General features: G+C 39.2%; 21 protein-coding genes and 1 pseudogene. 9 read left to right on the top strand and 13 right to left on the bottom strand.

The features are described 5' to 3' along the window. Positions 1–9: 9 nt before the first annotated feature. The 5 genes from TPSD3_RS07155 to TPSD3_RS07175 form a co-directional block, all read right to left on the bottom strand. Positions 10–654, bottom strand: a complete 645-nt coding sequence (locus TPSD3_RS07155) for a response regulator (RefSeq protein WP_086487890.1) — start codon at positions 652–654, stop codon at positions 10–12. A 26-nt stretch (positions 655–680) separates the two neighbouring features. After that, a complete protein-coding gene (locus TPSD3_RS07160) occupies positions 681–1412 on the bottom strand; it encodes an ATP-binding protein (protein WP_086487891.1) in 732 nt (243 codons plus the stop codon). A 62-nt stretch (positions 1413–1474) separates the two neighbouring features. Beyond that, positions 1475–2506 carry an IS630 family transposase gene (locus TPSD3_RS07165; protein WP_086486662.1) on the bottom strand — a complete coding sequence of 344 codons (1032 nt, stop codon included), beginning with the start codon at positions 2504–2506 and terminating at the stop codon, positions 1475–1477. Between the two features lie 9 nt (positions 2507–2515). Then, positions 2516–3955, bottom strand: a complete 1440-nt coding sequence (locus TPSD3_RS07170; protein ID WP_086487892.1) for a CHASE4 domain-containing protein — start codon at positions 3953–3955, stop codon at positions 2516–2518. A gap of 19 nt (positions 3956–3974) precedes the next feature. After that, positions 3975–10448 carry a non-ribosomal peptide synthetase gene (locus TPSD3_RS07175; RefSeq protein WP_086487893.1) on the bottom strand — a complete coding sequence of 2158 codons (6474 nt, stop codon included), beginning with the start codon at positions 10446–10448 and terminating at the stop codon, positions 3975–3977. 276 nt (positions 10449–10724) lie between these two features. Here TPSD3_RS07175 and TPSD3_RS07180 point away from each other — a divergent pair, with 276 nt between their 5' ends. Genes TPSD3_RS07180 through TPSD3_RS07200 form a run of 5 tightly spaced genes read left to right on the top strand, consistent with a single transcriptional unit; the run spans position 10725 to position 15028 of the window. Beyond that, positions 10725–11810, top strand: a complete 1086-nt coding sequence (locus TPSD3_RS07180) for a GGDEF domain-containing protein (protein WP_176329766.1) — start codon at positions 10725–10727, stop codon at positions 11808–11810. A 57-nt stretch (positions 11811–11867) separates the two neighbouring features. Beyond that, entirely contained in the window at positions 11868–12605 is a 738-nt protein-coding gene (hisA, locus tag TPSD3_RS07185) for a 1-(5-phosphoribosyl)-5-[(5-phosphoribosylamino)methylideneamino]imidazole-4-carboxamide isomerase (protein ID WP_086487895.1), read from the top strand. 2 nt (positions 12606–12607) lie between these two features. Beyond that, positions 12608–13369 (top strand): imidazole glycerol phosphate synthase subunit HisF, encoded by a 762-nt coding sequence (hisF, locus tag TPSD3_RS07190; RefSeq protein WP_086487896.1) that lies wholly within the window; start codon positions 12608–12610, stop codon positions 13367–13369. A 41-nt stretch (positions 13370–13410) separates the two neighbouring features. Next, positions 13411–14517 (top strand): histidinol-phosphate transaminase, encoded by a 1107-nt coding sequence (gene hisC, locus TPSD3_RS07195; RefSeq protein WP_086487897.1) that lies wholly within the window; start codon positions 13411–13413, stop codon positions 14515–14517. Between the two features lie 10 nt (positions 14518–14527). Beyond that, positions 14528–15028: an RICIN domain-containing protein gene (locus TPSD3_RS07200; protein ID WP_176329767.1), complete on the top strand. Its 501-nt coding sequence runs from the start codon at positions 14528–14530 to the stop codon at positions 15026–15028. 254 nt (positions 15029–15282) lie between these two features. Here TPSD3_RS07200 and TPSD3_RS07205 read toward each other — a convergent pair whose 3' ends face one another. Continuing rightward, positions 15283–16314, bottom strand: a complete 1032-nt coding sequence (locus TPSD3_RS07205) for an IS630 family transposase (protein WP_086486662.1) — start codon at positions 16312–16314, stop codon at positions 15283–15285. Between the two features lie 383 nt (positions 16315–16697). Here TPSD3_RS07205 and TPSD3_RS07210 point away from each other — a divergent pair, with 383 nt between their 5' ends. The 4 genes and pseudogenes from TPSD3_RS07210 to TPSD3_RS17495 all read left to right on the top strand — a co-directional run. Next, entirely contained in the window at positions 16698–17081 is a 384-nt protein-coding gene (locus TPSD3_RS07210; RefSeq protein WP_086487899.1) for a hypothetical protein, read from the top strand. Positions 17082–17203: 122 nt separating this feature from the next. After that, positions 17204–17479 carry a BrnT family toxin gene (locus tag TPSD3_RS07215; RefSeq protein WP_086487900.1) on the top strand — a complete coding sequence of 92 codons (276 nt, stop codon included), beginning with the start codon at positions 17204–17206 and terminating at the stop codon, positions 17477–17479. Next, complete coding sequence (locus tag TPSD3_RS07220; protein WP_086487901.1) at positions 17463–17690, top strand: hypothetical protein; 228 nt, start codon at positions 17463–17465, stop codon at positions 17688–17690. The genes TPSD3_RS07215 and TPSD3_RS07220 overlap by 17 nt, the downstream gene beginning before the upstream one ends. A 233-nt stretch (positions 17691–17923) precedes the next feature. Continuing rightward, a pseudogene (locus TPSD3_RS17495) lies at positions 17924–18091 on the top strand (aminotransferase class I/II-fold pyridoxal phosphate-dependent enzyme); the annotation flags it as partial. Here the strand turns inward: TPSD3_RS17495 and TPSD3_RS07230 are convergent. The 7 genes from TPSD3_RS07230 to TPSD3_RS07260 all read right to left on the bottom strand — a co-directional run bounded on the left by TPSD3_RS07230 (position 18084) and on the right by TPSD3_RS07260 (position 23654). Continuing rightward, on the bottom strand, positions 18084–18785 hold the full coding sequence (locus TPSD3_RS07230; protein WP_176329768.1) for an ABC transporter permease: 702 nt from the start codon (positions 18783–18785) through the stop codon (positions 18084–18086). The pseudogene TPSD3_RS17495 and the gene TPSD3_RS07230 overlap by 8 nt on opposite strands. Before the next feature lie 186 nt (positions 18786–18971). Beyond that, positions 18972–19457 (bottom strand): ribonuclease E activity regulator RraA, encoded by a 486-nt coding sequence (gene rraA, locus TPSD3_RS07235; protein WP_086487903.1) that lies wholly within the window; start codon positions 19455–19457, stop codon positions 18972–18974. 14 nt (positions 19458–19471) lie between these two features. Further along, complete coding sequence (locus tag TPSD3_RS07240) at positions 19472–20434, bottom strand: ankyrin repeat domain-containing protein (RefSeq protein WP_176329769.1); 963 nt, start codon at positions 20432–20434, stop codon at positions 19472–19474. Positions 20435–20548: 114 nt separating this feature from the next. Further along, the gene (locus tag TPSD3_RS07245; RefSeq protein WP_086487905.1) at positions 20549–21163 is read right to left on the bottom strand and encodes a NapC/NirT family cytochrome c; all 615 of its coding nucleotides are present in this window, start codon (positions 21161–21163) and stop codon (positions 20549–20551) included. A gap of 574 nt (positions 21164–21737) precedes the next feature. Further along, on the bottom strand, positions 21738–21878 hold the full coding sequence (locus TPSD3_RS07250; protein ID WP_086487906.1) for a DUF3149 domain-containing protein: 141 nt from the start codon (positions 21876–21878) through the stop codon (positions 21738–21740). 286 nt (positions 21879–22164) lie between these two features. Beyond that, positions 22165–22779: a dephospho-CoA kinase gene (gene coaE / locus TPSD3_RS07255; protein ID WP_086487907.1), complete on the bottom strand. Its 615-nt coding sequence runs from the start codon at positions 22777–22779 to the stop codon at positions 22165–22167. After that, positions 22779–23654, bottom strand: a complete 876-nt coding sequence (locus TPSD3_RS07260; protein ID WP_342587068.1) for a prepilin peptidase — start codon at positions 23652–23654, stop codon at positions 22779–22781. The genes coaE and TPSD3_RS07260 overlap by 1 nt, the downstream gene beginning before the upstream one ends. Between the last annotated feature and the right edge of the window lie 3 nt (positions 23655–23657).

Consider the following 23657-nt stretch of genomic DNA (forward strand, 5'->3'; position numbering starts at 1 on the left):
AATTAAAAATTAAGGCTCTAATAAACGGTGCCGAATCGCTAAACGGGTTAAATCCACCACATTAGACGCATTTAGTTTATTTTTAATGCTGGTATAATGATGACTCACTGTTTTAGTGCTAATATTTAATACCTCCGCAATTTCAGTGGCTTGCTTTCCCTCTGCTAACATGAGAAAAATCTCGAATTCACGCGGAGATAATCGCTCTAATACCGATGTATCATCGGGTGGAGTATTTTTTTGCCGCACCAAATAGCCCACCAATTCTTGTCCTACATAAGCCTCTCCTTTGGCTACTTGTCTTACTGCTTCCACCATCACTTTAGCCGCACTGCGTTTTGTAATATAACCTAAAACGCCCTCTTCCAACGCCCGATTTAAAAACACTTCCGTCTCATGCACACTAAAAATCAGGATGTGCGCATTGGGATCGCGCTGTAAAATTTTACGTGCCGCCTCCAGACCGCCCATACCGGGCATAGAAATGTCCATCACCACCACGTCAGGTTGATGTTCAACGTAAGACAAATAAGCCGCCGCCCCATCGCGTGCCTCATCAATCACTTTAATGTCACCCGCATTTTCTAATAAGCGACGATAACCCGACAATACCACTTCGTGATCATCAACTAATAACACCCTAATTATGCTCATAATAAACTGCCATTTTATCTTATTTTTTATTGTAAAAGAGGAGAAATAATCGGTATAGATAAGAAAATATTAACGCCCTGCATGGGTTGACTTTGCACAACTAATTCTCCACCCAATGCTTGGACTCGTTCACGAATTCCAATTAAACCAATCCCCCATTTTTTCTCTGTTTTTATTCCTTTACCATTGTCTGCTATACGTAAAGTTAATAATGATTTTTCAATATCAAAAGCTAATTCAATTTTTACCGATGTGGCTTGGGCGTGACGCGCAATATTTTTTAAACACTCCTGAATAATGCGATAAACCGTGATATTAACCTGTTCGCTAAAACCAGACAAACGACCAAATACATTAAACTCACAATTCACTTGGGAATGTCTATTTTGCCAATGTCGAATCACTTCACGCAATACTGTTTCCAAACCCAATTCTTCCAAGCCACTGGGACGTAAATATTGCATTAAATTGTGCATCACATTATACATTTGATCGGATAAGGGTAAAATGGCCTGCATACCAATATTAATTTGCATTAATAATTTTTTAGCATCAATTTGTCCTGAAAGTTGCTGAGAACGAACTAATTCTAAAATCGTTTCCGCTTCGGCTTGAATCGCGGTAATGCTTTGACCAAATTGATCGTGCAATTCTCGCGCTAAATAATTGCGTTCTTGTTCTTGCGCTTCAATAAAGCGATGAATGAGAAATCGATTTTCTGTTAATAAACGCTCTGTTTCTGCTTGTGCGCGCCGCATTTCAGTGACATCTTTACCAAAATTATGTGAGATATAAAAACAAATTAAGTTTTAATATCTACCTAGATATTAGGTATAAGATACTGTTTAATTTTATTAAACTTAAACACTTTACCTGACAAAAAGGTCTCAAACATACTAGTGACTTCTTTAAAGCTTGATAGGCGATGAAAATTCTTTCTGACCCAATTCTTACCTTGAAGCCAAATATCCTCGACTGGATTTTGCTCTGGGGCATTAGGTGCAAATCTTAATAAACGAACTTTCCATTCTGATTCTGGAAGTCCCCCATTTAATTTCTCTAAATAAGTTCTTAAACCTTCAGAACGATGATAACTTGCACCATCCCAAATAATCACATGACGGGCTTCTTTATATCTGTAAATGAGCCAGTTAATAAAGTCTATCGTATATTTTGTATCAGCTTTCTTTGCCCTATCTAAAATAAATTCTCCCGTATAAATATTCACCGCTCCATACCACGTTTGAGAAGTGCGATAATTACTCATCTTTATTGACGTTCTTTCTCCTTTTTTCGACCAAACATAACCACAAATATCTCCCCACAACTGATGGCTTTCGTCTTGCATCCAGTACATTACCTCTCCACTTTCTATCTGTTCACGCTCCTTATCTATTAAATCCTTAATCTCTTTTTTTTTAGCTTCTACTTTTACCTCATCTTTTGCCGAATTCTCTTTGTGTGTCTTCTTATAACTTAAATTCGCTTCTTCTAATAATTTAGTATAAGAAGTATTTGAAGAATAGAAAACATCATACTCCTCTTTTAAGTATCTCTTTAGTTCCTCTATTGTTATTGTCTTCTTTTCTTGTATCCAATTAATCACATCTTCTCGTTCACGCGGCTTTAAATACCCTGGTGAGCCTTTATACGCTAACTTTAATCCTTCAACCCCTGACGCTAAATAAATGGCTTTCCATTTATCCACAAATTGCACACTGACACAACACGCTAAAGCCGCTTCCGCACGCACAAAACCAAGCAAAGACATTCTTACTGCCATCGCTCGCTTCACTTCTCTCGCTTCACCTGTTGACATTAATTCTTCTAAATCTTCATATCTTTTGTTCATTATTCTCTCCTATTTGAAAAGTATTATTATACGACTCTGAAAAAATTGGTATTGTATGGTGGCAATGACGTGATGGTGGCTCGTATTAAAGCCATTGATACATTCAATTCGCGTGTGAAAAATTCGGGTTTGTCCTTGCGCGTCAATAATGTGATGTTCCAATTCGTTGGCTTGTCCTGTTTCTATCGTTTTGGTAAAAGTAAATTGCACCATTTCTTGTTCAGAAATAGGGATATGTTTTAGAAAAAGATGCTGATTAATTTCATCTTTTTTTGGGCTTAATTTAAGTAAATTAAATAGTTCTTCTGACCAATAATGTTCATCTCGATGTAAATTCCACTCCCAATGTCCCACATGCGCAATGCGTTGTGCAGTTTTTAAGCGAGTTTCATTGTGTTTTAAGCGTTGATGATTATCATGCAAACTTAATAACATATTATTAATTGTTATGGTTAATTGCGTTAATTCGTCGCCATAGTCATCTGTTTTTAAAACTTGTAATTGTTTGGGTTCTAAAGAAATATCAGACATAGATTGACTTAATTCTGTCAAACGCGATAGTATTAATTTATCTATCAATAGCAATAAAATAACGATAAAAAATATTCCTGTAATAATAATCGCACCGCTAATATAATAAACGTTAATTAAACCTTGCTGATAAATTTCTCTGGGAAAAATAATTTCAAAAATCAAACTAGGTTGTTGATTTATATCATGCAGTAATAAATAACCTGCCGCTTCTTTTGCAGATAACGATTTGACTAAACGAGTTTTATGTTGTTGCTGTAATTGTTGCCATGCGTCTTCAAAATTAGAGCTATTAAAGTGCTTATTTAAAGTTTGCATTTTAATATTGAGTTGTAATTGTTTAGAAATTGCTTGTAACTTTTCTGTGGTTAAATAACGCCCTACCATTAAGCTGCCGCGCACGGGGCCTTCGCGTTGACTATTTAAAATCACATGGCTGGCAAATAGCATAGGGTAATGGGAAAATGATAAAATTCCTGCTGCGGATTTTTTTTCAAAATTTAAACCAAATGTTAGATCATATTTTAAGAAATCAGTGGTTGAATCAATAGTGTCATGTTCAAGCATATTATGCCGTCCAAATATAATTTTTCCTTCCAAACCTAATAAAGCCATCCAATTTAAATTCAAGGATTCTAAATTAGTGTCAGAAAAGTTTTCTATTAAATAGCTTTCAGTTGGAGAGTGAATATAATTATAAGTTTGATCCCATACCGCATAATTACGGGCATGTACTGTTAGGTGATTTAATTCTTCTTCAATGAGATATTGCAGGCGTTCTAAATTGCGTTCAATCGTTTTTTCTTCAATTTCAATAAAACGCTGTAAAGAAATAATAGACATGAAAAACGATAGAACCACTAATAAAATAAGCAGCACTGCAATAATCGACCAAAGTATTTTGTGACGTAAACTCATTATTATAAAAATCCAGTCATTATTTTTTATGATTTAATACCGCATCAATAGCATCCGCTAAATTTTTTAAATGCGGCAAAGTAAATAAACTTAAATGAAAGCCCGATACAGGGTGCAATTCAACGCCCTGCTGCGCCAATGCAGAGAATTCATCCGTATGCTCGGGCAACATCTCCTCTGAGAGAAAAAAGTGAATTTTACCCGGCCACGGCTTTAATGGCCAACTGTTACGCAGGCGTTCAAATTGCCCAATAAATTGTAAGGTTTGATATTCGGTGGATAATTGAATGGTTTGTTTGAGATAAAATTGGCGATAATGATAAACTTTTAAATGCAATTGCTTCAATAAATAGCTGATATTAAAGCGATTATATAGTTTATGACGGCTATAATTCACCCATCCAAAACGACGGGCATTTTCCCAATGTCGCTGCCAACGTGGCCGTCTCCAACGTCCAAAATCAATAAATCCAAGAAAATCAACCAATTGCCCTCTTTGCTGTAAAACATGTGCCAATGCTAAAGCAATACGTGAATCCGCACAATATCCCAGTATTGAGTAATTTGTAATTCCTTGTTTTTGTAACTCATCTGCATATTCTTGCACGACATCATATAAAGAAATAGGAACAGATAAACGATGTTCAAAAGCAAACATATTAAATCCGTAAATGGTTTGTTCTTTCGGTAAAACACTGGCTAGGTGCTGCGCTCTTGCCATAGAACCTAGAAAAATCAATGGATTAGAGCCATTTCCTAATCGAATAATTTGCAAAGAAGATAAAGAAAAATGTCCATTATTTTCTAATCGTTCCGCTAATTCGGCGATGGTTGGAGCTTGAAATAAGAGCGTTAATGGCAAGTGATGTTTTACATTAAGACGGCGTTCTATATCAGCCAATAAGGTCAAGGCTAACAGAGAGTTTCCCCCTAAATCAAAAAAATTATCATAAATTCCAATAGGTTGTTGTTGCAAATGAAATTGCCATATCGCACACAATTGCTGCTCTATTTCTGTACGGGCTGTCACTGTATCTTGCTGGCCGGGCAAAACAGGCAATTGCGCCGACGCAGGGAGCGCATGGCGATTGATTTTACCGCTAGGCGTGAGGGGAATATCTGACAATTGTACGAATAATTGGGGAATCATGTAATCTGGAAAATGCTCACGCAATAAATTTTGTAATTCTTTTTTTAAAGCTAAACGCGGTATTGTATTTAAAACTAAGTAAGCGACCAATGTGCTTGTCTCTTGTGTATTCTCTACTTCTTTTTGTACCACTGCATTTTGTATGTCGGGATGAGTTTTTAATAGTTGTTCAATTTCTTCAGGTTCAATGCGAAAACCATGCGATTTAAGCTGAAAATCACTGCGTCCCAGATATTCTAAATCACCATCCGCACGTAAACGCGCCAAATCGCCTGTGCGATAGTGGCGAATACTGGGATTTTTGAGGTCTATAGGGAATTTTTCGCGGTTAATCTGCCCATTTTGCCAATATCCTACCGCTAAATAGGGACTCATCAGCACGATTTCGCCATAAATTTGGGTATTTTGCCCTTCAGCATTAACCAATTGGATCGCCATGCCCGGTTGCAGTTTGCCCATCGGCGCGAATGTCGTATAAAAAGTGTCGGTTAGCGTCATGGTATGCTGTAAAACACTGGAAGCTTCGGTTAAACCATAGCCATTCACTAAGCGACATTGTGCGGTGGCATGTTGTTGATAAGCAAGGAAAATAGGCGCAGTAATTGGCTCTCCACCCAATAAAATAAGACGCAACGAGTCAGGCAAACGCTGTTGTTTGGGTAAACTATCTAACCATTTTTTAAATACAGTAGGGGTGTTATGGAACACTGTTATCTTATTATTTTCAATAAAATCATAGAGTTGATTCAGACCGTTATCGATCAATGCGTAAGGATACAACGTCACTCCGCGTAACAATGCCCCGATCAGGTCTAATACCCAATTATCCACACTGTAACGGCTGCTAAATAACCAACGGTCCGCAATGTGAATATCAGAGCGATACACCCGCGCAAAATGTAAAGCGTTACGATGATTTTGCAGAATACCTTTTGGTTCTCCTGTAGAACCTGAAGTATAAAGTAAATAAGCCAACGTATCTGCTTTTGCCCGCGGTTCTGGACAAGGGGAAGCGTTCGGTTTTAACCAGCGACTTAAATTAAAGGCTTTAATTTCAATATTCTGTGATAATTTTTCCATTATCGCCATCATATTTGATGGATACAATAAACACGCAGGATCGGTTTTTTGTATTAACTGAATTAGGCGGCGGAGTGGTTGATTGTGTTCTAAAGGCACGACAATATGCCCTAACCACAACCCTGCTAATAATGCGGTAATTACCTCGTGATCTTCACCACTTAAAATAATAATTCGGCTTTCATTCGGCAATGCCAAAGCCGATAATTCCACCACACAATAACGCACATGATTGAATAAATCTTGATAAGTCCATTGCACTTTTGGGGTATGTAAAGCGGATTGTGTTGGCGTGCGTTTCACTTGTGCTAACCACGCATCAATAAGGGATTCTTGCTTTAACTCATTGGAATCAAAGGAGTAAATGGGAAATTTAAGCCGTTCTGATTCTGATAATAAATTTAGTTGATCCAAATGTTGCGTAGGATCAGTGACAATACTTTTTAACAAGTTTTGCCAATGAATGAGCATCGTTTCTAAAGTTAATTTTTTAAATAATTCTTGGTTATAATAAATTTTTGCGACCAGTTCTGATTCTTTATCCCAAAAATGCCAATTTAAATCATATTTATTTCCCATAATAGCTATATCATGATGTTCAAATTGAAATAAACCTTGAGAAAAAGGCGGGGTGTTATGTAACACCAGTAACACTTGGAATAACGGGCTGTGATGGCTTGATCTTGCTGTCTGCGTCATGTCGATTAGTTTTTCAAAAGGCATATCCTGATGGGCGTAAACCGCTAAAACACGCTGACGCACTTGTTTTAAAGTGTGATTAAAATGTGGATTACCACTTAAATCATTTCTTATGACTATCGTATTAATAAAAAAACCCATTATCGCTTCTAATTCTAAGCGATAACGATTGCTTAATGGCGTGCCAATAGATATATCAGTTTGTCCGTAATAACGATAAAATAAAACTTGCAAAGAAGCCAATAATAACATAAATAAAGTGACATCTTCTTTTTGGCTTAATTGTTTTAATTGAGTTGTTAATGTAGGGTCTAATGTAACTTGGATCAGATCACCTTGATAATGCTGTTGTGCGGAGCGGGGAAAATCTAAAGGTAATTTTAATAAAGGCTTGGCGTTTTTAAGTTCTTTTTGCCAAAATTCGGTTAAAGTATTTAAGCGCATTTCGGTTAAATATTGCCGTTGCCACAGCGCAAAATCGGCATATTGCAGCGTTAATGCAGGCAAGGTTATATTTTGTTTTTTTATTAAGGACTCATAAATATGATTTAATTCACTTTGCAATAAATAAATTGACCAGCCATCACTGATTAAATGATGCAAAACAAGATGTAATAAATAATGCTCATCAGCTAATTGCAATAATTGCCATCGCCATAAAGGAACTTGGGTTAAATTAAATACTTTTTCGGTGAATTGCTGCACGATGATTTTAATTTGTGCCAATTGCTGATCATGATGAATAGTACGCAAATCAATATAAGGTAAAGTGACATCAATATTTGGATAAATAAATTGTAAAGGCTGTTTATCTTCCATACCAAAACAAGTACGTAAAATATCATGCCGTTGTACTAATAAAGAAAGGCTTTGTTGCAAAATATCAAAGTCTAATTTATCCTTAATAACTAAGGTAATGGGTAAATTATAAGCGGTGTTATTTTCCTGTAATTGTAACAATAACCATAATTGTTGTTGTGCAAAAGACATGGGACAGGATTGAATGCACTCTTTTGTCTTTTTTAAATGCGCTAAAACAGGGGTAAAATGTTCTTCTTTTATTTCGTGATAATCGGCTTGTAATTTTTCTGGAATATTCGGATAATTTTCTTGTAAAAAATGGGCAAAATCAGCAATCGTGGCATAGGTTAAAATATCGGCTAAAGAAATTTCTATTTTTAATTGTTCTTGTAATTGGTTCAGCAGCATAATCGCCTTAATAGAATCCCCACCCAAAGTTAAAAATGAAATAAAAATACTGGGTGGTTCTTGTAATAAAATGGTTTGCCATAATTGGCTTAAAAACTGTTCTAATGGGTTTCTGGGTTTAATGGCAGAGAGTGACGTTTTTTTTGACAATAAAAATAAAGCCTGTTCATCTAATTTACCATTTGGCGTTAATGGTAATTTTTCTAAAATAACTATTTTCTCAGGCAGAGCATATTTGGGTAATTGCTGTGCGAGATAATGGGTTAAATCGGCTTCTAACTGCTCTTGATGAGTGAATTCTTTAGGTACAATATAAGCAATTAAATGCTTTTGTTGTGCTGACGTTGATTCCACTTTTACAATGGCTATTTTAACCGCAGAATGTTGTTGTAATAATTGGTTTATTTCTCCTAATTCTAAGCGCAATCCTCTTATTTTTACTTGCTGATCTCGCCGTCCACAAAACTCTAAACGCCCGTCAATACGCCAGCGGGCGCGGTCTCCTGTGCGATACAAGCGATCTCCGTCTATCAATGGATTATTGAGAAAAGATTGCGCAGTTAATTCAGGACGATTTAAATAACCACTTGCTACTCCAATTCCACCAATATATAATTCTCCAATAACGCCTATTGGTAAAGGTTCTAAATAGGAATCTAAGATATAAACTTGCACATTCGCAATCGGGCGACCTAATGTCGGTATTTGATCTATTTCACATTGATCATAAGTGGCATAAATTGTGGCTTCGGTCGGTCCATATAAATTAAAAAACGCCCGATTTTTTCCCCATTTTTTCACTAGATCAAGGGTGCAAATTTCTCCCCCTACGGTAATGGTTTCTAATTTAGGCAAATCGACTTCAGGTAATGTATTTAGTAATGAAGGCGTTAATCCTGCATGAGTCACTGCCTGTTCTTGAATCACAGTCAGCACGGTTTCTGGTCGCGTTAAACATAGGGTCGCACCACTGGATAAAGCCATCCATAATTGCGCGCTGGCTGCGTCGAAATTAAAAGAAAATGCTTGCAGCACCCGTTTATTTTTATTTAGCTTAAATAATTTTATATCAAATTGGATAACATTGCATAAATTACGGTGGGTAATTAAAACCCCTTTAGGTTGCCCCGTTGAACCTGAAGTATAGATAATATAAATGAGCTGTTCAGGTGTGATATTTAATGCTAAATTAGTTGCTAATTCTTGTTGATAAAAATCTTGATCCAAACACAAAATGTGTGCAGATGAGTTGGGGAGTTTTTTTTGATAAACTTGTGTGGTTAAAATAATTTTTACTTCAGCATCGTTTAATAGAAAAACTAATCGTGATGACGGATAATCAGGGTCTAATGGCACATAAGCAGCACCTGCTTTGACAATGGCTATAATCGCCACCACAGCCGCTAAAGAAGTCGGTAAAAAAACCGCAATTGGCATTTCAGGCTGTACACCTATACGATGTAAATAATGCGCTAATTGATTCGCTTGACAATTTAATTGTTGATACGTTAAAGTTTCTCGCTCAAAAGTGACGGCAATGTGTTGGGGATTTTGCTGGGCTTGTTGCTCAAAAAAGGCAGGAACAGGCACTGTAGCAATGGGGCAGCTCTGGGTTTGATTCCCTGTAAAAAGTAATTGCTGGCGAATCTCTGGCGTTAATAAATTTAATTGCGTTACTGTTTGTTCAGGTTGCTGTAAACAACTGCGTAATAATTGTTGATAGTGTTTAAACCAATAGTGCGGCGTTTTTTCACTGAATAAATCAGTACGGTAACTTATTTTTAATAAAATATTATCTTTTTCTAAAAGAAAACTAAAAGAAAAATCTAATAAATTGCTTTTTTTTGCAGATAAACGAAATAAAGCAGATTCTGTTTTTTCTGCTGGATGATGTTGAAATTCTAGTGCAGTTTGGATGAGTGGATGGTGGCCTGTTTTTAGCGTAAAACTATTCTCGACCAATCGCTGATCTAACAATAATTCAGACGGAATTTGCGCATTAAAAAAATGTTTAGTTTGATTTAATTGGTGCAAAAAATGGTCGTGATCCTCAATGGTAATCGGTAAAACAAAAACCGCACCTTGCTGAATCTGATCATTCGCTACACCTAATAAAAAATGCCGCTGCTCACTATAGCGCGTGATAAAAAAATTAAAACTGCTGAATAATATCAGCTCTATTGTGACTTGATGTTGTTGAGCAAAATCTTGCAATTGTTGAGTTAAATCTAGGTCAAAACTTTTTAAGAAAAAATCACTAAAAGAACTTTCTACTTGACATGTGTTATCTCTGGGAAAATCCAGTAAAGAAGGGAAAGTATTGATACATTCAATAAGCATCGTCGAAGCAAGCATAACAATTCTACAATATGGGTGGATGGCAGGAAATCTTTAATAACAACAAGATAATTATCTATTTAACTATTTCTATATTCTTTTATTAGGATGCCCTGCAAAATAATGACCATGATTATTATCATAATGGCTTAATGAATGAAATGCTACCCTATTCATTGCGTGTTTTTCGACTATTCTTAATATTAAGAATCAAAAATGAATTGAGCCAAACCTTATCCGATTCGCATCACGCCAATGACACCACCTGACAATCTAAATTCTTGGTATAGCATTGTGAAGAGCTTTAATTTAGGGGATTTGTGGAGTGTTCGTTCCCACTCGTCCGATTTCCGTTCTTCACGAACGGGCTATATTTTTTTACGCATTCGCATTTTAGCCTTAATGGGGGCTATTTTAACCCTGTTGTGGATTCCTATTGAATATTATTTATTACCTGAGGCTTTAATGCCTTATTTTTTGCTGTTGCGTTGTTCTGTTGCCGCCTGTTTATTAGCCCTGAGTGCATGGACAACGCAGCCTTATCATTTGGGATTAGCGCATATTCGTTTGGGTGTGTTGATTTTAATTCCCAGCTTATTTTATTTGATTGCCAGTTTATTACTTAGCCATTATCCGCCTGTTGGTTTATCAAGAGGTTATGAGTATTTTCCTTTGTTACTCATTACGATTGGGGCGATTTTTCCTTTAACATTGAGTGAGGGAATATTGGCTGTTTTTGCGGTGTTATTATTCTATTTAGTGACCAATAGTTTAATTCATGGATTGCTCACCATTGAGATTTTAAATACCTTATGGTTAATGCTGTTATTAGGCAGTATTGCCTTGTGGACTGAATTGTCTCAATTACATATTTTATTGCGTTTATATCGTCAAGCCACACGTGATCCTTTAACAGGGTTATTTAATCGTAGAGTCTTAATTGAGCAGTTGCAAAATTTTATGAATAATAAACATAGAATGGCTGTTTTATTATTTGATTTAGATCGCTTTAAACGCATTAATGACAGTTATGGCCATTTGGCAGGAGATGAAGTTTTACGCGCTTTTACTAAAATTTTAGAAACACAATTGCGAGAGCAAGATGTTATCGGACGTTACGGCGGAGAAGAATTTTTAGCCATTTTACCCCACACCACTGAACAAGAGGCAATTATTTTGGCAGAAAATGTTCGCCAGCAATGTCATGCAGTTAAAGTAGAAACAATATTACATGCCCAGTTACAATTTACGGTGAGTATTGGTGTGACAGAATGGGATTGTAATGAGTCGATTGAGTTTTTATTAAATCGCGTGGATGATTTTCTTTATGTGGCGAAAGAACGCGGACGAGATTGTATTGTGGCGAAAAGTTTAAGATAATAAGTGCCATTTTTATAGGCAAAATAAAATAGATTGGTTTTTTCTGAGGAATTGAATATGTTAATTATACCCGCCATTGATTTAAAAGATGGGCAATGTGTTCGCTTAAAACAAGGGCGAATGGAAGATGATACGGTTTTCTCTCATGATCCCGTAGCGATGGCACAACGTTGGGTGAATGCCGGTGCAAAACGATTGCATTTGGTTGATTTAAATGGGGCTTTTGCAGGACATCCTGTGAATGCAAAAGTGATACATGAGATTGCGCAGGCGTTTCCCGATCTCAGTTTACAAGTGGGCGGGGGGATTCGAGATGAAGAAACCATTGATGCTTATTTGAATGCGGGCGTGGATTACGTGATTATTGGCACAAAAGCGGTGACTACGCCGCATTTTGTGGCGGATATGTGTTTGGAGTTTCCCGGTCATGTGATGGTTGGTTTGGATGCCAAAGACGGCAAAGTGGCGACCGAAGGCTGGTCAAAATTGTCACACCATGAGGTGTCAGATTTGGCGAAACGGTTTGAACAAGATGGCGTGGTTGCGATTATTTATACTGATATTAGCCGCGATGGCATGATGCAAGGCGTGAATGTGGAAGCAACGGTTAAATTGGCGCAAGCCATTCATATTCCTGTGATTGCATCGGGTGGAATTACCAATATGCGTGATATTGAAGCCTTGTGTCAAGTGGCGCAAGAAGGGATTATCGGCGCGATTACAGGTCGGGCGATCTACGAAGGCACGCTGGATTTTGCCCAAGCCCAAGCCTTTGCACAGGCTTATGGAGTATAACAATGGGATTAGCCAAACGAGTGATTCCCTGTTTAGATGTCGATGGCGGCCGCGTGGTCAAAGGCGTGCAGTTTGTCGATATTCGGGACGCGGGCGACCCGGTAGAAGTTGCTCGTCGTTATGATGAGCAGGGCGCGGATGAATTAACGTTTTTAGACATTACTGCCAGTTCGGATGAAAGAGAAACAATTATTCATTTGGTAGAAGCGGTGGCCAGTGAAGTGTTTATTCCTTTAACGGTTGGCGGTGGAATTCGGCAATTAAATGATATTCGTAAAATGCTGAATGCTGGTGCGGATAAAGTCAGTATTAATACAGCAGCGGTGTATCAACCTGAATTTGTGCGGGCGGCTAGTGATCAATTCGGTTCGCAATGTATTGTGGTGGCGATTGATGCGCGTAATGTCGCGCCTAATCGTTGGGAAGTTTTTACGCATGGTGGGCGTAAAGGAACAGGTTTAGATGCGGTGCAATGGGCAGAGAAAATGGTGAGTTTCGGCGCGGGCGAATTGTTATTAACGTCTATGGATAGAGACGGCACTAAAAATGGTTTTGATTTGGCTTTAACTCGTGCCATTAGTGAAGCGGTAGAAGTGCCGGTGATTGCGTCGGGGGGTGTGGGCGAATTGGCGCATTTAGCCGCAGGTATTTTGGAAGGTAAAGCGGATGCGGTGTTGGCGGCCAGTATTTTTCATTTCGGACAACACACAATTGCCGAAGCAAAAACTTATTTACAAGAACGCGGTATTGAAGTGCGTTTGTAAAAGGCAATGTTTTAAGATTCAAAATTAACAACGGATAAAATATGACTTCCTGCGATTATTTGCAATTAGCCGCTCCGGGTGTGCGGGCATTGCAGCCTTATCAACCCGGTAAACCCATCGAAGAATTAGAACGCGAATATGGGATTAAGAATATTATTAAATTGGCTTCTAATGAAAATCCATTAGGTACGCCCGAATCGGTAACAAAAGCCATCACGCAACAATTGCCTTTTATTGCGCGTTATCCTGATGGGAATGGTTTTGATTTAAAACAGCGTTTAGCGCGAAAATATGGCGTTGATACCGCAATGATCACATTGGGTAATGGGTCTAACGACGTGTTGGAATTAATTGCGCGGGCGTTTGTGACGACAGAACACAGTGTGATTTATTCTCAATATGCGTTTGCGGTGTATCCTTTGGTGACGCAAGCCATTGGTGCAAAAGCGATTGTTACGCCTGCGCGGGATTGGGGACATGATTTGTTGGCGATGCAAAACGCGGTTCGTAACGATACCCGTTTGATTTTCATTGCCAATCCCAATAATCCTACGGGAACATCCTTGAATTCTGCGGATTTAAAGCAATTTTTAACGCACATTCCCGAATCGGTATTGGTGGTATTGGATGAGGCTTATTGCGAATACAGTACGCCTTCCCAAACCAATGACAGCTTGTCTTGGCTGGCAACACACCCCAATCTAATTATTTGTCGGACTTTTTCTAAAGCCTATGGTTTAGCGGGTTTGCGCGTGGGTTATGCCTTGTTGCACCCCGATGTGGCTAATGTGTTAAATCGAGTCAGACAGCCGTTTAATGTGAATAGTTTGGCTTTAATGGCTGCGGAAACAGTATTAGATGATTCGGCTTTTTTACAGCAATCTGTGACCGTTAATCAGCAAGGAATGCAGTGGCTAATGGCACAATTTGAACAACATCAAATCAGCTATATTCCTTCTGCAGGTAATTTTATTACCATTGATTTAAAACAAGCGGCTTTACCGATTTATGAGGCTTTATTACGACAAGGGGTTATTGTGCGCCCCATTGGTGCGTATCAAATGCCTAATCATTTGCGTATTAGTATTGGTTTAGCCACAGAAAATGCGCGCTTTATGGAAGCGTTATTGTCTATTTTGCAACATTAGGAGAAAATCGATGTGGAAAATGATCGCCAGTTTATCCATGACAGCGTTATTGATCTCGACTGCTCATGCCATAGATATTGATAAAGACAGTTTGGCCAAAATCCAAGAAGAAGCCAAACGAGAAGTAGATAATGTCATCAATTTAAAACCGCTTAAAGTAGCGGGTAATTTGTGTTTAGATGTCGCGGGCGATATTCATGCCAATGGAACGAATGTACATATTTTTGGTTGCAACGATGCCCCCAATCAAAAGTGGCGCATTGATGCAGGGCGCATGGTTAATGAAGGCGGAAAATGCTTAGATGTCGCGGGCGATGTGAATGCGGCCGGGACGAATGTGCAGATTTTCGATTGCAACGACGCGCCTAACCAAAAATGGCGGTTAGAAGGCGGCCGTTTGGTGAATGGCGGCGGAAAATGCTTAGATGCAGCGGGCGATGTGAATGCGGCGGGGACGAATGTGCAGATTTTCGATTGCAACGACGCGCCTAATCAGAAGTGGGCGTTTTAGGTTTTTTAAGTTTCCGAGATACTCACTGAACGACGAAATGTACACTCCCACGCTGAAACGTGGGAGCGAGAAAAAATTTTTAGAATTTCTAAATTATCGCCTAATAAAAATTTATTCATGGTGTTATTTTTTGGATAGCTAAGTGGTTAAATAAAAATATTCAGTTTACAACGCAATAAAAATTTTTCGCTTTTTTGATTGTTAAATACCAAAATTATGTGAGATATAAAAACAAATTAAGTTCTAATATCTAGCTAGATATTAGGTATAAGATACTGTTTAATTTTATTAAACTTAAACACTTTACCTGACAAAAAGGTCTCAAACATACTAGTGACTTCTTTAAAGCTTGATAGACGATGAAAATTCTTTCTGACCCAATTCTTACCTTGAAGCCAAATATCCTCGACTGGATTTTGCTCTGGGGCATTGGGCGCAAATCTTAATAAACGAACTTTCCATTCTGATTCTGGAAGTCCCCCATTTAATTTCTCTAAATAAGTTCTTAAACCTTCAGAACGATGATAACTTGCACCATCCCAAATAATCACATGACGGGCTTCTTTATATCTGTAAATGAGCCAGTTAATAAAGTCTATCGTATATTTTGTATCAGCTTTCTTTGCCCTATCTAAAATAAATTCTCCCGTATAAATATTCACCGCTCCATACCACGTTTGAGAAGTGCGATAATTACTCATCTTTATTGACGTTCTTTCTCCTTTTTTCGACCAAACATAACCACAAATATCTCCCCACAACTGATGGCTTTCGTCTTGCATCCAGTACATTACCTCTCCACTTTCTATCTGTTCACGCTCCTTATCTATTAAATCCTTAATCTCTTTTTTTTTAGCTTCCACTTTTACCTCATCTTTTGCCGAATTCTCTTTGTGTGTCTTCTTATAACTTAAATTCGCTTCTTCTAATAATTTAGTATAAGAAGTATTTGAAGAATAGAAAACATCATACTCCTCTTTTAAGTATCTCTTTAGTTCCTCTATTGTTATTGTCTTCTTTTCTTGTATCCAATTAATCACATCTTCTCGTTCACGCGGCTTTAAATACCCTGGTGAGCCTTTATACGCTAACTTTAATCCTTCAACCCCTGACGCTAAATAAATGGCTTTCCATTTATCCACAAATTGCACACTGACACAACACGCTAAAGCCGCTTCCGCACGCACAAAACCAAGCAAAGACATTCTTACTGCCATCGCTCGCTTCACTTCTCTCGCTTCACCTGTTGACATTAACTCTTCTAAATCTTCATATCTCTTGTTCATTATTCTCTCCTATTTAAAAAGTATTATTATACGACTCTGAAAAAATTGGTAAAGCTAATTTCGAGTGTGTAATTTCCTAAGTTATTTCGCGGGTTTCCGTCTGTCGTGTTTTGTCTGATTAGGTGATTGACATGGTATAAATACAGTGATACCATTCAAAAAAATGCTTGTGGTGTGGACACGTTACAACCCACCTAAACGCACATAAGAGATTATGTAAGACAATATTTAATTGCTAAGTTGATGACGATGTAAATAACTACCTATGTAGATTAGTGTAGATTTTTAGTAACGGTGTCAGGTCGAAATTGCCTGATTTATTTTTTTAATATTGTAGAGTATCAGGGCGGAATGGCTTGGTATGAATAAGTTAGGGGTAATTTATGGATAGTTTTATTACAGCAATTAGACTTCCAATAGCTCTTATAGCGATAATCTTAATTTTGGCACTTGCAGTTATTCATGTCTCATTAACAATATTATATGTTTTATTCTTTTTTATCATTGAAACAATAGCAATTATTATTGCAGTTCCATTTTTGGCAATCTTTAAAACTCGCACTAAATTTGCAGAATTAATATCAACCTACCCGCAAACTATAAAACTTTGCTTCAAAGAAAATGAAAAGAAATTAGAAAATTATATAAAACGCCTAGAAGAAATAGATACAGCACCACCAGTAATATGTTTAATACCAGAAATATGGAATAAATACCCCCTTTCTGTAAAAAAAGTATGGAAATGGGTATTTAATGAATGGGGATAGCTCTCTAACTTATCGCTCCAGCCCAACCACCCGCCGTCGGGCTTTTTTGGTTTTGTTTTGAGTTTTTGTGGTGGCGAGTGTGGGTTTAGCCCAGTCGTTATGCTTTAAAATCAGAGTAACTGATGGATTTTGAATGGAATCCCTTAAAAGCTGAAATTAACAGCAACAAACATAGTGTTTCCTTTGAAGAGGCAACTTCTGTATTTGGAGATACGCTATCTGTAACATATCCCGATCCTAAACACTCAATAAATGAAGAGCGTTTTATAATGATCGGGCTTTCTGATAAACAGCGGATATTAGTGATTTCTCATGTGTATCGCGGTGAAACGGTAAGAATTATCAGTGCCAGACCTGCAACAAAACGGGAGCGGCAATTTTATGAGCATGGAAATTGACAACGAATTAAACGACGAACTTGAAGATGAATATGATTTTACTAACATGAAAGGTGGTGTTCGCGGCAAATACGCCAAGCCATATCATGAAGGTGTAAAACTTATTATGCTTGAACCTGATGTGGCAAAAATCTTTCCTGACGCAAAGTCAGTCAATGAGGCGTTAAGGTCTCTGGCAAAGATTATTCAGCAACACGGTAAAGTAATCTAACTTTGCACTCCAAGCCCAACCACCCGCCGTCGGGCTTTTAATGGTGTTTTTAGGCGTTCTTTTACAGGCTCAATACTTTGGAACGAGATAAATTAGCATAACTTTTACCATACCAATTAGCCTAAATCCCCCCAAAAAAGGATAACGTCAAATATTAAACATTATCCTTTAATTCCCCAATTTCTATATCTTTAAAATTGATCTAAAGCCAATAACTTTTCCTCTTGTTGTCTTGGCTAGCGACACAGCCCAACTTGATTATTTGTCGAACTTTTTCTAAAGCCTATGGTTTAGCGGGTTTGCGTGTGGGTTATGCCTTGTCGCACCCCGATGTGGCTAATGTGTTAAATCGAATCAGACAGCCATTTAGTGTGAATAGTTTAGCTTTAATGGCTAATGAGCGGCTTGACCTTGTCCTTGTAATAGGCTTAATAGACCATTTAAAACCAGTGCAATCAGTAATAAAACAATGCCTAATGCAACCCCTTGTGCAAACATCCCTTTACTGGTCTCTAGGGCAATGGCTGTGGTAATATTTCGGGTATAATCTAAGATATTTCCGCCCACCATCATGGCACTGCCCACTTCAGAAATAATTCGACTAAACGCAGCAATAACGCTGGCAAGTAAACCAAAACGAATTTCATACATCACAGTGAATAGGGCTTGCCAGGGCGATGCTCCCAAAGTAATTGCCGTTTCCCAAGCCCGCCGATCCGCCGCTTGACACGCCACGTGTCCCATAGCCACCAGCACAGGAAAACTCAACGCCACTTGAGCAATCACCATAGCCGTTTGTGTAAACAGCAGGCGAAAATCCCCCAGCGGCCCTTGACGCGATAACAGCATGTAAATGAGCAGCCCCACCACGACTGTTGGAATGGCCAGTGAAATGTTAAAACAAGAAATGATGAAACGCCGTCCCCAAAAGTCATTAAATGCCAGCACGAAAGCCAACAATAATGCCACAGGTGTAGCGATGAACATGGCCAATAAGGAAATTTTTAATGAGGTGAGTACAATCGTCCATAATGCCGCATCACCAGAAAATAGTAAAAACAACGCATCACGGGCGGTATGGATTAGGTTATCCATTCTTGTTAATCTTGCGGTGGGGAAATGGTTAATAAAGTAAAATTAAACCATTGATAAAAATATCTTTTTGACTGAATTAGAATTTTCAGAATAGACCTCTTGCAGAAGTCACCTCACGTATTGAGTTTCAACATGAAAGAGGCCAACTATACTTCTGCAAGCGATCTATAAAGCGAAGCCTATCCTTCAAGTCACCAAACGCTGACTAGAGACAATCATTCCATCGGCATCAGCATATAAATAATGGCCGGGAAAGAATGTCACCCCCGCAAAAGTGACGGGCAAATCCCGATCACCGCGTCCATGTTTGACGCTTTTTAGGGGATGCGTGGCCAAGGCATGTATGCCAATAGGAAGCGTGTTAATAGTGGCTGAATCACGAATACAGCCATACACCACAATTCCTTCCCACCCATTATCAATCGCCGCTTGTGCCAACAAATCGCCCACCAAAGCACAACGCATTGAGCCGCCACCATCAACCACCAACACTTTACCCGTGCCAGACTGATTAAGACGTTCTTTAACTAACACATTGTCTTCATGAACTTTGACCGTGACCATTTCGCCACCAAAAGACGGTTTTTGTCCAAAACAGCGAAAAATGGGATCGGCAACTTTCACCACCTCTGGAAATTGATCACATAAATCAGCAGTTTGATATAGCGTCATTGCAGTTGATTTCCTTATTTTTTCACATTGGCGTTTAACAAATCGATAATTTCAGCGTTGCCCTTAGTTGTGGCCATTTCTAATGCTGTATAACCCGCTTGATCGACTTTGGACGCATCTGCACCTTGAGCGAGTAATAACGCCACGATCTCGGCATTACCACGGAACACGGCTTGGATCAATGCGGTTTCGCCAGCATTATCTTGCAAATCAATGTCCGCACTGTGCTGTAATAACAAACGAGTGATGTCGATTTGCTCACTTTCAGACGCATAAATTAAGGCAGTAGCACCACTTAAATCGCGTTGATTGATGTCAGCTTTGTGTGCTAACAATAAAGTGGCCATTTCCACATCGCCGCGTTGTGTAGCCAGCATTAAGGGCGTGACTCCGCGTTGATTGCCGATGTTGGGATTGGCGTTGGCGGATAACAAGGCTTTGGCCACGTCAATAAAACCTTTTTTTACCGCGCCAAGTAATGCGGTTTCACCTTCATTGTCCACATTATCCACGTTAGAACCCGCTGCAATTAAACGCAATACAACATCCAAGTAACCTTGGCGCGCCGCGATCATCAGCGCATTCCAACCAGAACGAGTGCGACTATTGACACTTGCGCCGCGATCTAACAATAACTTGGTGATCACATCGTAACCAAATTCAGCCGCAAACGTCAGCGGCGTACAACCTGCCACCGTGCGGGCATTGACATCCGCGTTGTGTGCCAGTAACACATCAACCGACAGTTCACTGCCGCTCTCAATGGCGCGCATCAGCGCAGTTTTGCCGAATTGATTACCCGCATTGACATCTGCCCCTTGCTTGATGAGTGTCTCAATTAAATCGACATCATCGATCAAAGCGGCTTCTCGCAGATCGCTGTTTAACTGCTCCATATCGCTGGCCAATACCGCCGCCATTGGATTGGAAAAAATAGAAAAAACAGCCGTTAATACTACCAATTTTAAAAGTTTCATAATGCCCTTTTTTGTTATGAAGTGGAAAGAAAAAATAATGTCGTCAAATAAAATCGGTACTTTCTGGCACTGAGTTAGGCACATCAGGCGAACATCACGAGAAGCCAATATTGCTTAACCAGCGGCCTCTTCCTCGGCGGGAGGGGCTTCTTCGGCTTGTTCGGGTTCATCGGGCATGGTGTGGACGATACCGCGATGACACTCAATGCACGTTTGTCCGCGTTCCTGCGCTCGTTCGTGACGATTACGCGCAAAACGATCTTGCGCGCTTAAATCCATGTGGTCAAAAGAATGGCACGTGCGGCATTCGCGGGAATCCGTGGCCATCATTTTGTCCCAAACCATGTTCGCCATCTGCCAACGACGGGCTTCGTACTTTTCAGGGGTATCGATTGTTCCCATGATTTCGTGCCACACATCTTTAGCGGCGATAATTTTCGCGTGCATTTTGGGGAAAAATTCCTTCGGCACGTGACAATCAGCACAGCCCGCATGAACACCAGAGGCGTTTGACCAGTGCATACTCTGTTTTAATTCTTCATAATTGGTCTGCATACTGTGGCAAGATACGCAGAACTCAGTCGTATTCGTATATTCTAAGCCAACGGTAAAGCCGATCCCTCCCACTCCACCGATCAGCAAGATCGCAAAAATAGCAAAAAATAAACGCCACTTAGAGCGTTTTGCGGGCGCAGCGGTCTCCACAGAGTCATTCTGAGGTGTAGTCATTGTTGTGTCTCCCTTTGGTGTGGTCATTGTGATCTAAAAGACCCATTGGCTCAAAAACTATAAACCTGTATCACTTTTTTGATTTATAATCCCAGTAAATGGGTCTGAAATGGTCAATAACAAAAACGGCGGTTTATCTTGTCCTCAACTAAAATCTTAGTAAAAATGTCTGATTTTATTAAGCGTTCATTATTATGCGGCTTTACCATAGCATAAACTGTGCATCAAGGCAAAATTATAAGTATTAAATTCAAGTTATACCATCATTTTAAAATTAAATGACACACCATTTCATGAATGCCAAGCCTTTAAACAAAGGCTTTCCATTGAGTTCCGTATGAAGCGCGACGCGGTTCAGATGACATTCCTAAGTAGCACTTGGGACAAGATTCAATCTAATCAATAAAATTAAAAATCAGCCCAAAATTCTTAAATTCTAATTCAGATAAAATAAAGACTTTATAAAGCCTATTATTTTAATAGATAATCATCCCCAATCCTAAAAAACAAAGAACCCCAAAGTGTTGTACTTTGGGGTTCTGACGTATGGGATTTACGGTAACAGATTACAAAATTATTTGGAATCACCCTTACTTTTATCGCTGCCAAAGAGGAAAAAAGCCCCTAAAAACAGAATAATTAAAATCGCAAACACCACTGTAAGTAATGATAAAATCCCTACGCTATCCCCTAACATGACTTCCAATAATTTCATAATATCATACCTCGGTTAAACTAAAATAAAACAACATCGCCCCTCGAATCGCGGCGAGCCTTGCGCCCAAAACAATCGATGTAGAGCATTCAGCAATTCTTTGTCATTCCATTCCTACAAATGTCCGTGTCATTTTGACTCAGACGTAAGTTTTATCAAAAAAACGCTTTAAATACCACTTATTTACGATTTACGGGCAGTTTTTCCCCTTCATTCTCGTTTACTGACAAAGCTATTTATTTGTTATTCTTGTGTTTTTTAAAAATCGTCGCATCTTCCCTGTGTGCTAACTTTGGGTGGGTGTGGATGCAATATTGGTGTAATATTGATGCAATTGCGCCACCCGCACCGACAACATCTGCACATCGCCACTGTTGTCAATCACATCGTGTGCTGCCGCCAAACGCGCTTGACGACTGACTTGCGCCGCTAACATTTGCTCAATCTCAACCGCACTCAGCCCACTGCGTAACGCCAAACGAGCGTGCTGCTGTGCTTCGTTACAATCCACCACCAACACCCGATCCACCCAATCGGTTTGCTGTGTTTCTAACAATAACGGAATACTTAACACACAATAAGGCGTTTCTACTGGTAAATCAGTCAGTTGCTGTTGCATGGCCTGACGAATTAACGGATGTAATAAATTTTCTAACCCACGCCGTTGCACCACATCAGCAAACACAATGGCACGTAATTTGGCGCGGTTTAACGTGCCGTCATTATGTAATATTTCATCACCAAAACGCGCCACAATACCTTGTAAACCCCGCTGACCGGGTTGCACCAGCGCGTGTGCCACCACATCGGCATCAATGATCGGTACGTCATAGCCTGCAAATAAATCAGACACCGTCGTTTTACCACAGGCAATCCCGCCTGTTAAGCCAATTTTTAACATTAAATCAACCAGTTAATTGTATTTTGTAAGTACACCTGTCCTCCCATCAAACTCAACCAACCCGCACACGCCAAATAAGGGCCAAAAGGAATGGGTTGATTACGGTCGCGCTCTTGCAACAGAATTTGTGCCATTCCGAAAACCGCGCCGACCAAAGAAGACATGAGAATAATCAAGGGGATACTCTGCCAACCCAACCACGCACCAAACAAAGCCAGCAATTTAAAATCCCCATGTCCCATGCCTTCCTTACCCGTAATCAATTTAAACAGCCAATACACCGTCCACAAAGACAAATAACCAAAAACCGTACCTAAAACAGCCGCTTCCAACGACACCAAACGAGTCTCTGGCCACAAATTCAACAACAAACCAAGCCACAACAACGGCAAAGTCAAATCATCAGGCAACAATTGGTGATCAACATCAATCAAACTCATCGCCAACAAGCCCCACGTCAGAAACAAAGCCGCTAACATTAACCACGTAAACCCAAACTGCCACGCCACAGCAATAGACAACAACGCACTGGCCAATTCCACCAAAGGATAACGAATACTAATGGCTTTGTGACAAGCCGTACAACGTCCACGCTGATATAAGTAGCTGATAATCGGAATATTTTCCCAAAAACGAATGTGATGCCCACAATGCGGACAATGCGACGCGGGCGTAGTCAAATTAAAGCGGTCTTGCGTGACCGCTTCTAATTCTAACAATTCTCGACATTGGGCTTGCCATTCTCGCTGCATCATGACAGGTAAACGATAAACCAATACATTTAAAAAACTACCCACAATTAATCCCAACAATCCAACACACAATAATAAAGCCAAACGATCATTGGCTAAAACATCAATCATGGCATCAAACACGGT

This window comes from Thioflexithrix psekupsensis (assembly GCF_002149925.1).
GTDB classification, from domain to species: domain Bacteria; phylum Pseudomonadota; class Gammaproteobacteria; order Beggiatoales; family Beggiatoaceae; genus Thioflexithrix; species Thioflexithrix psekupsensis.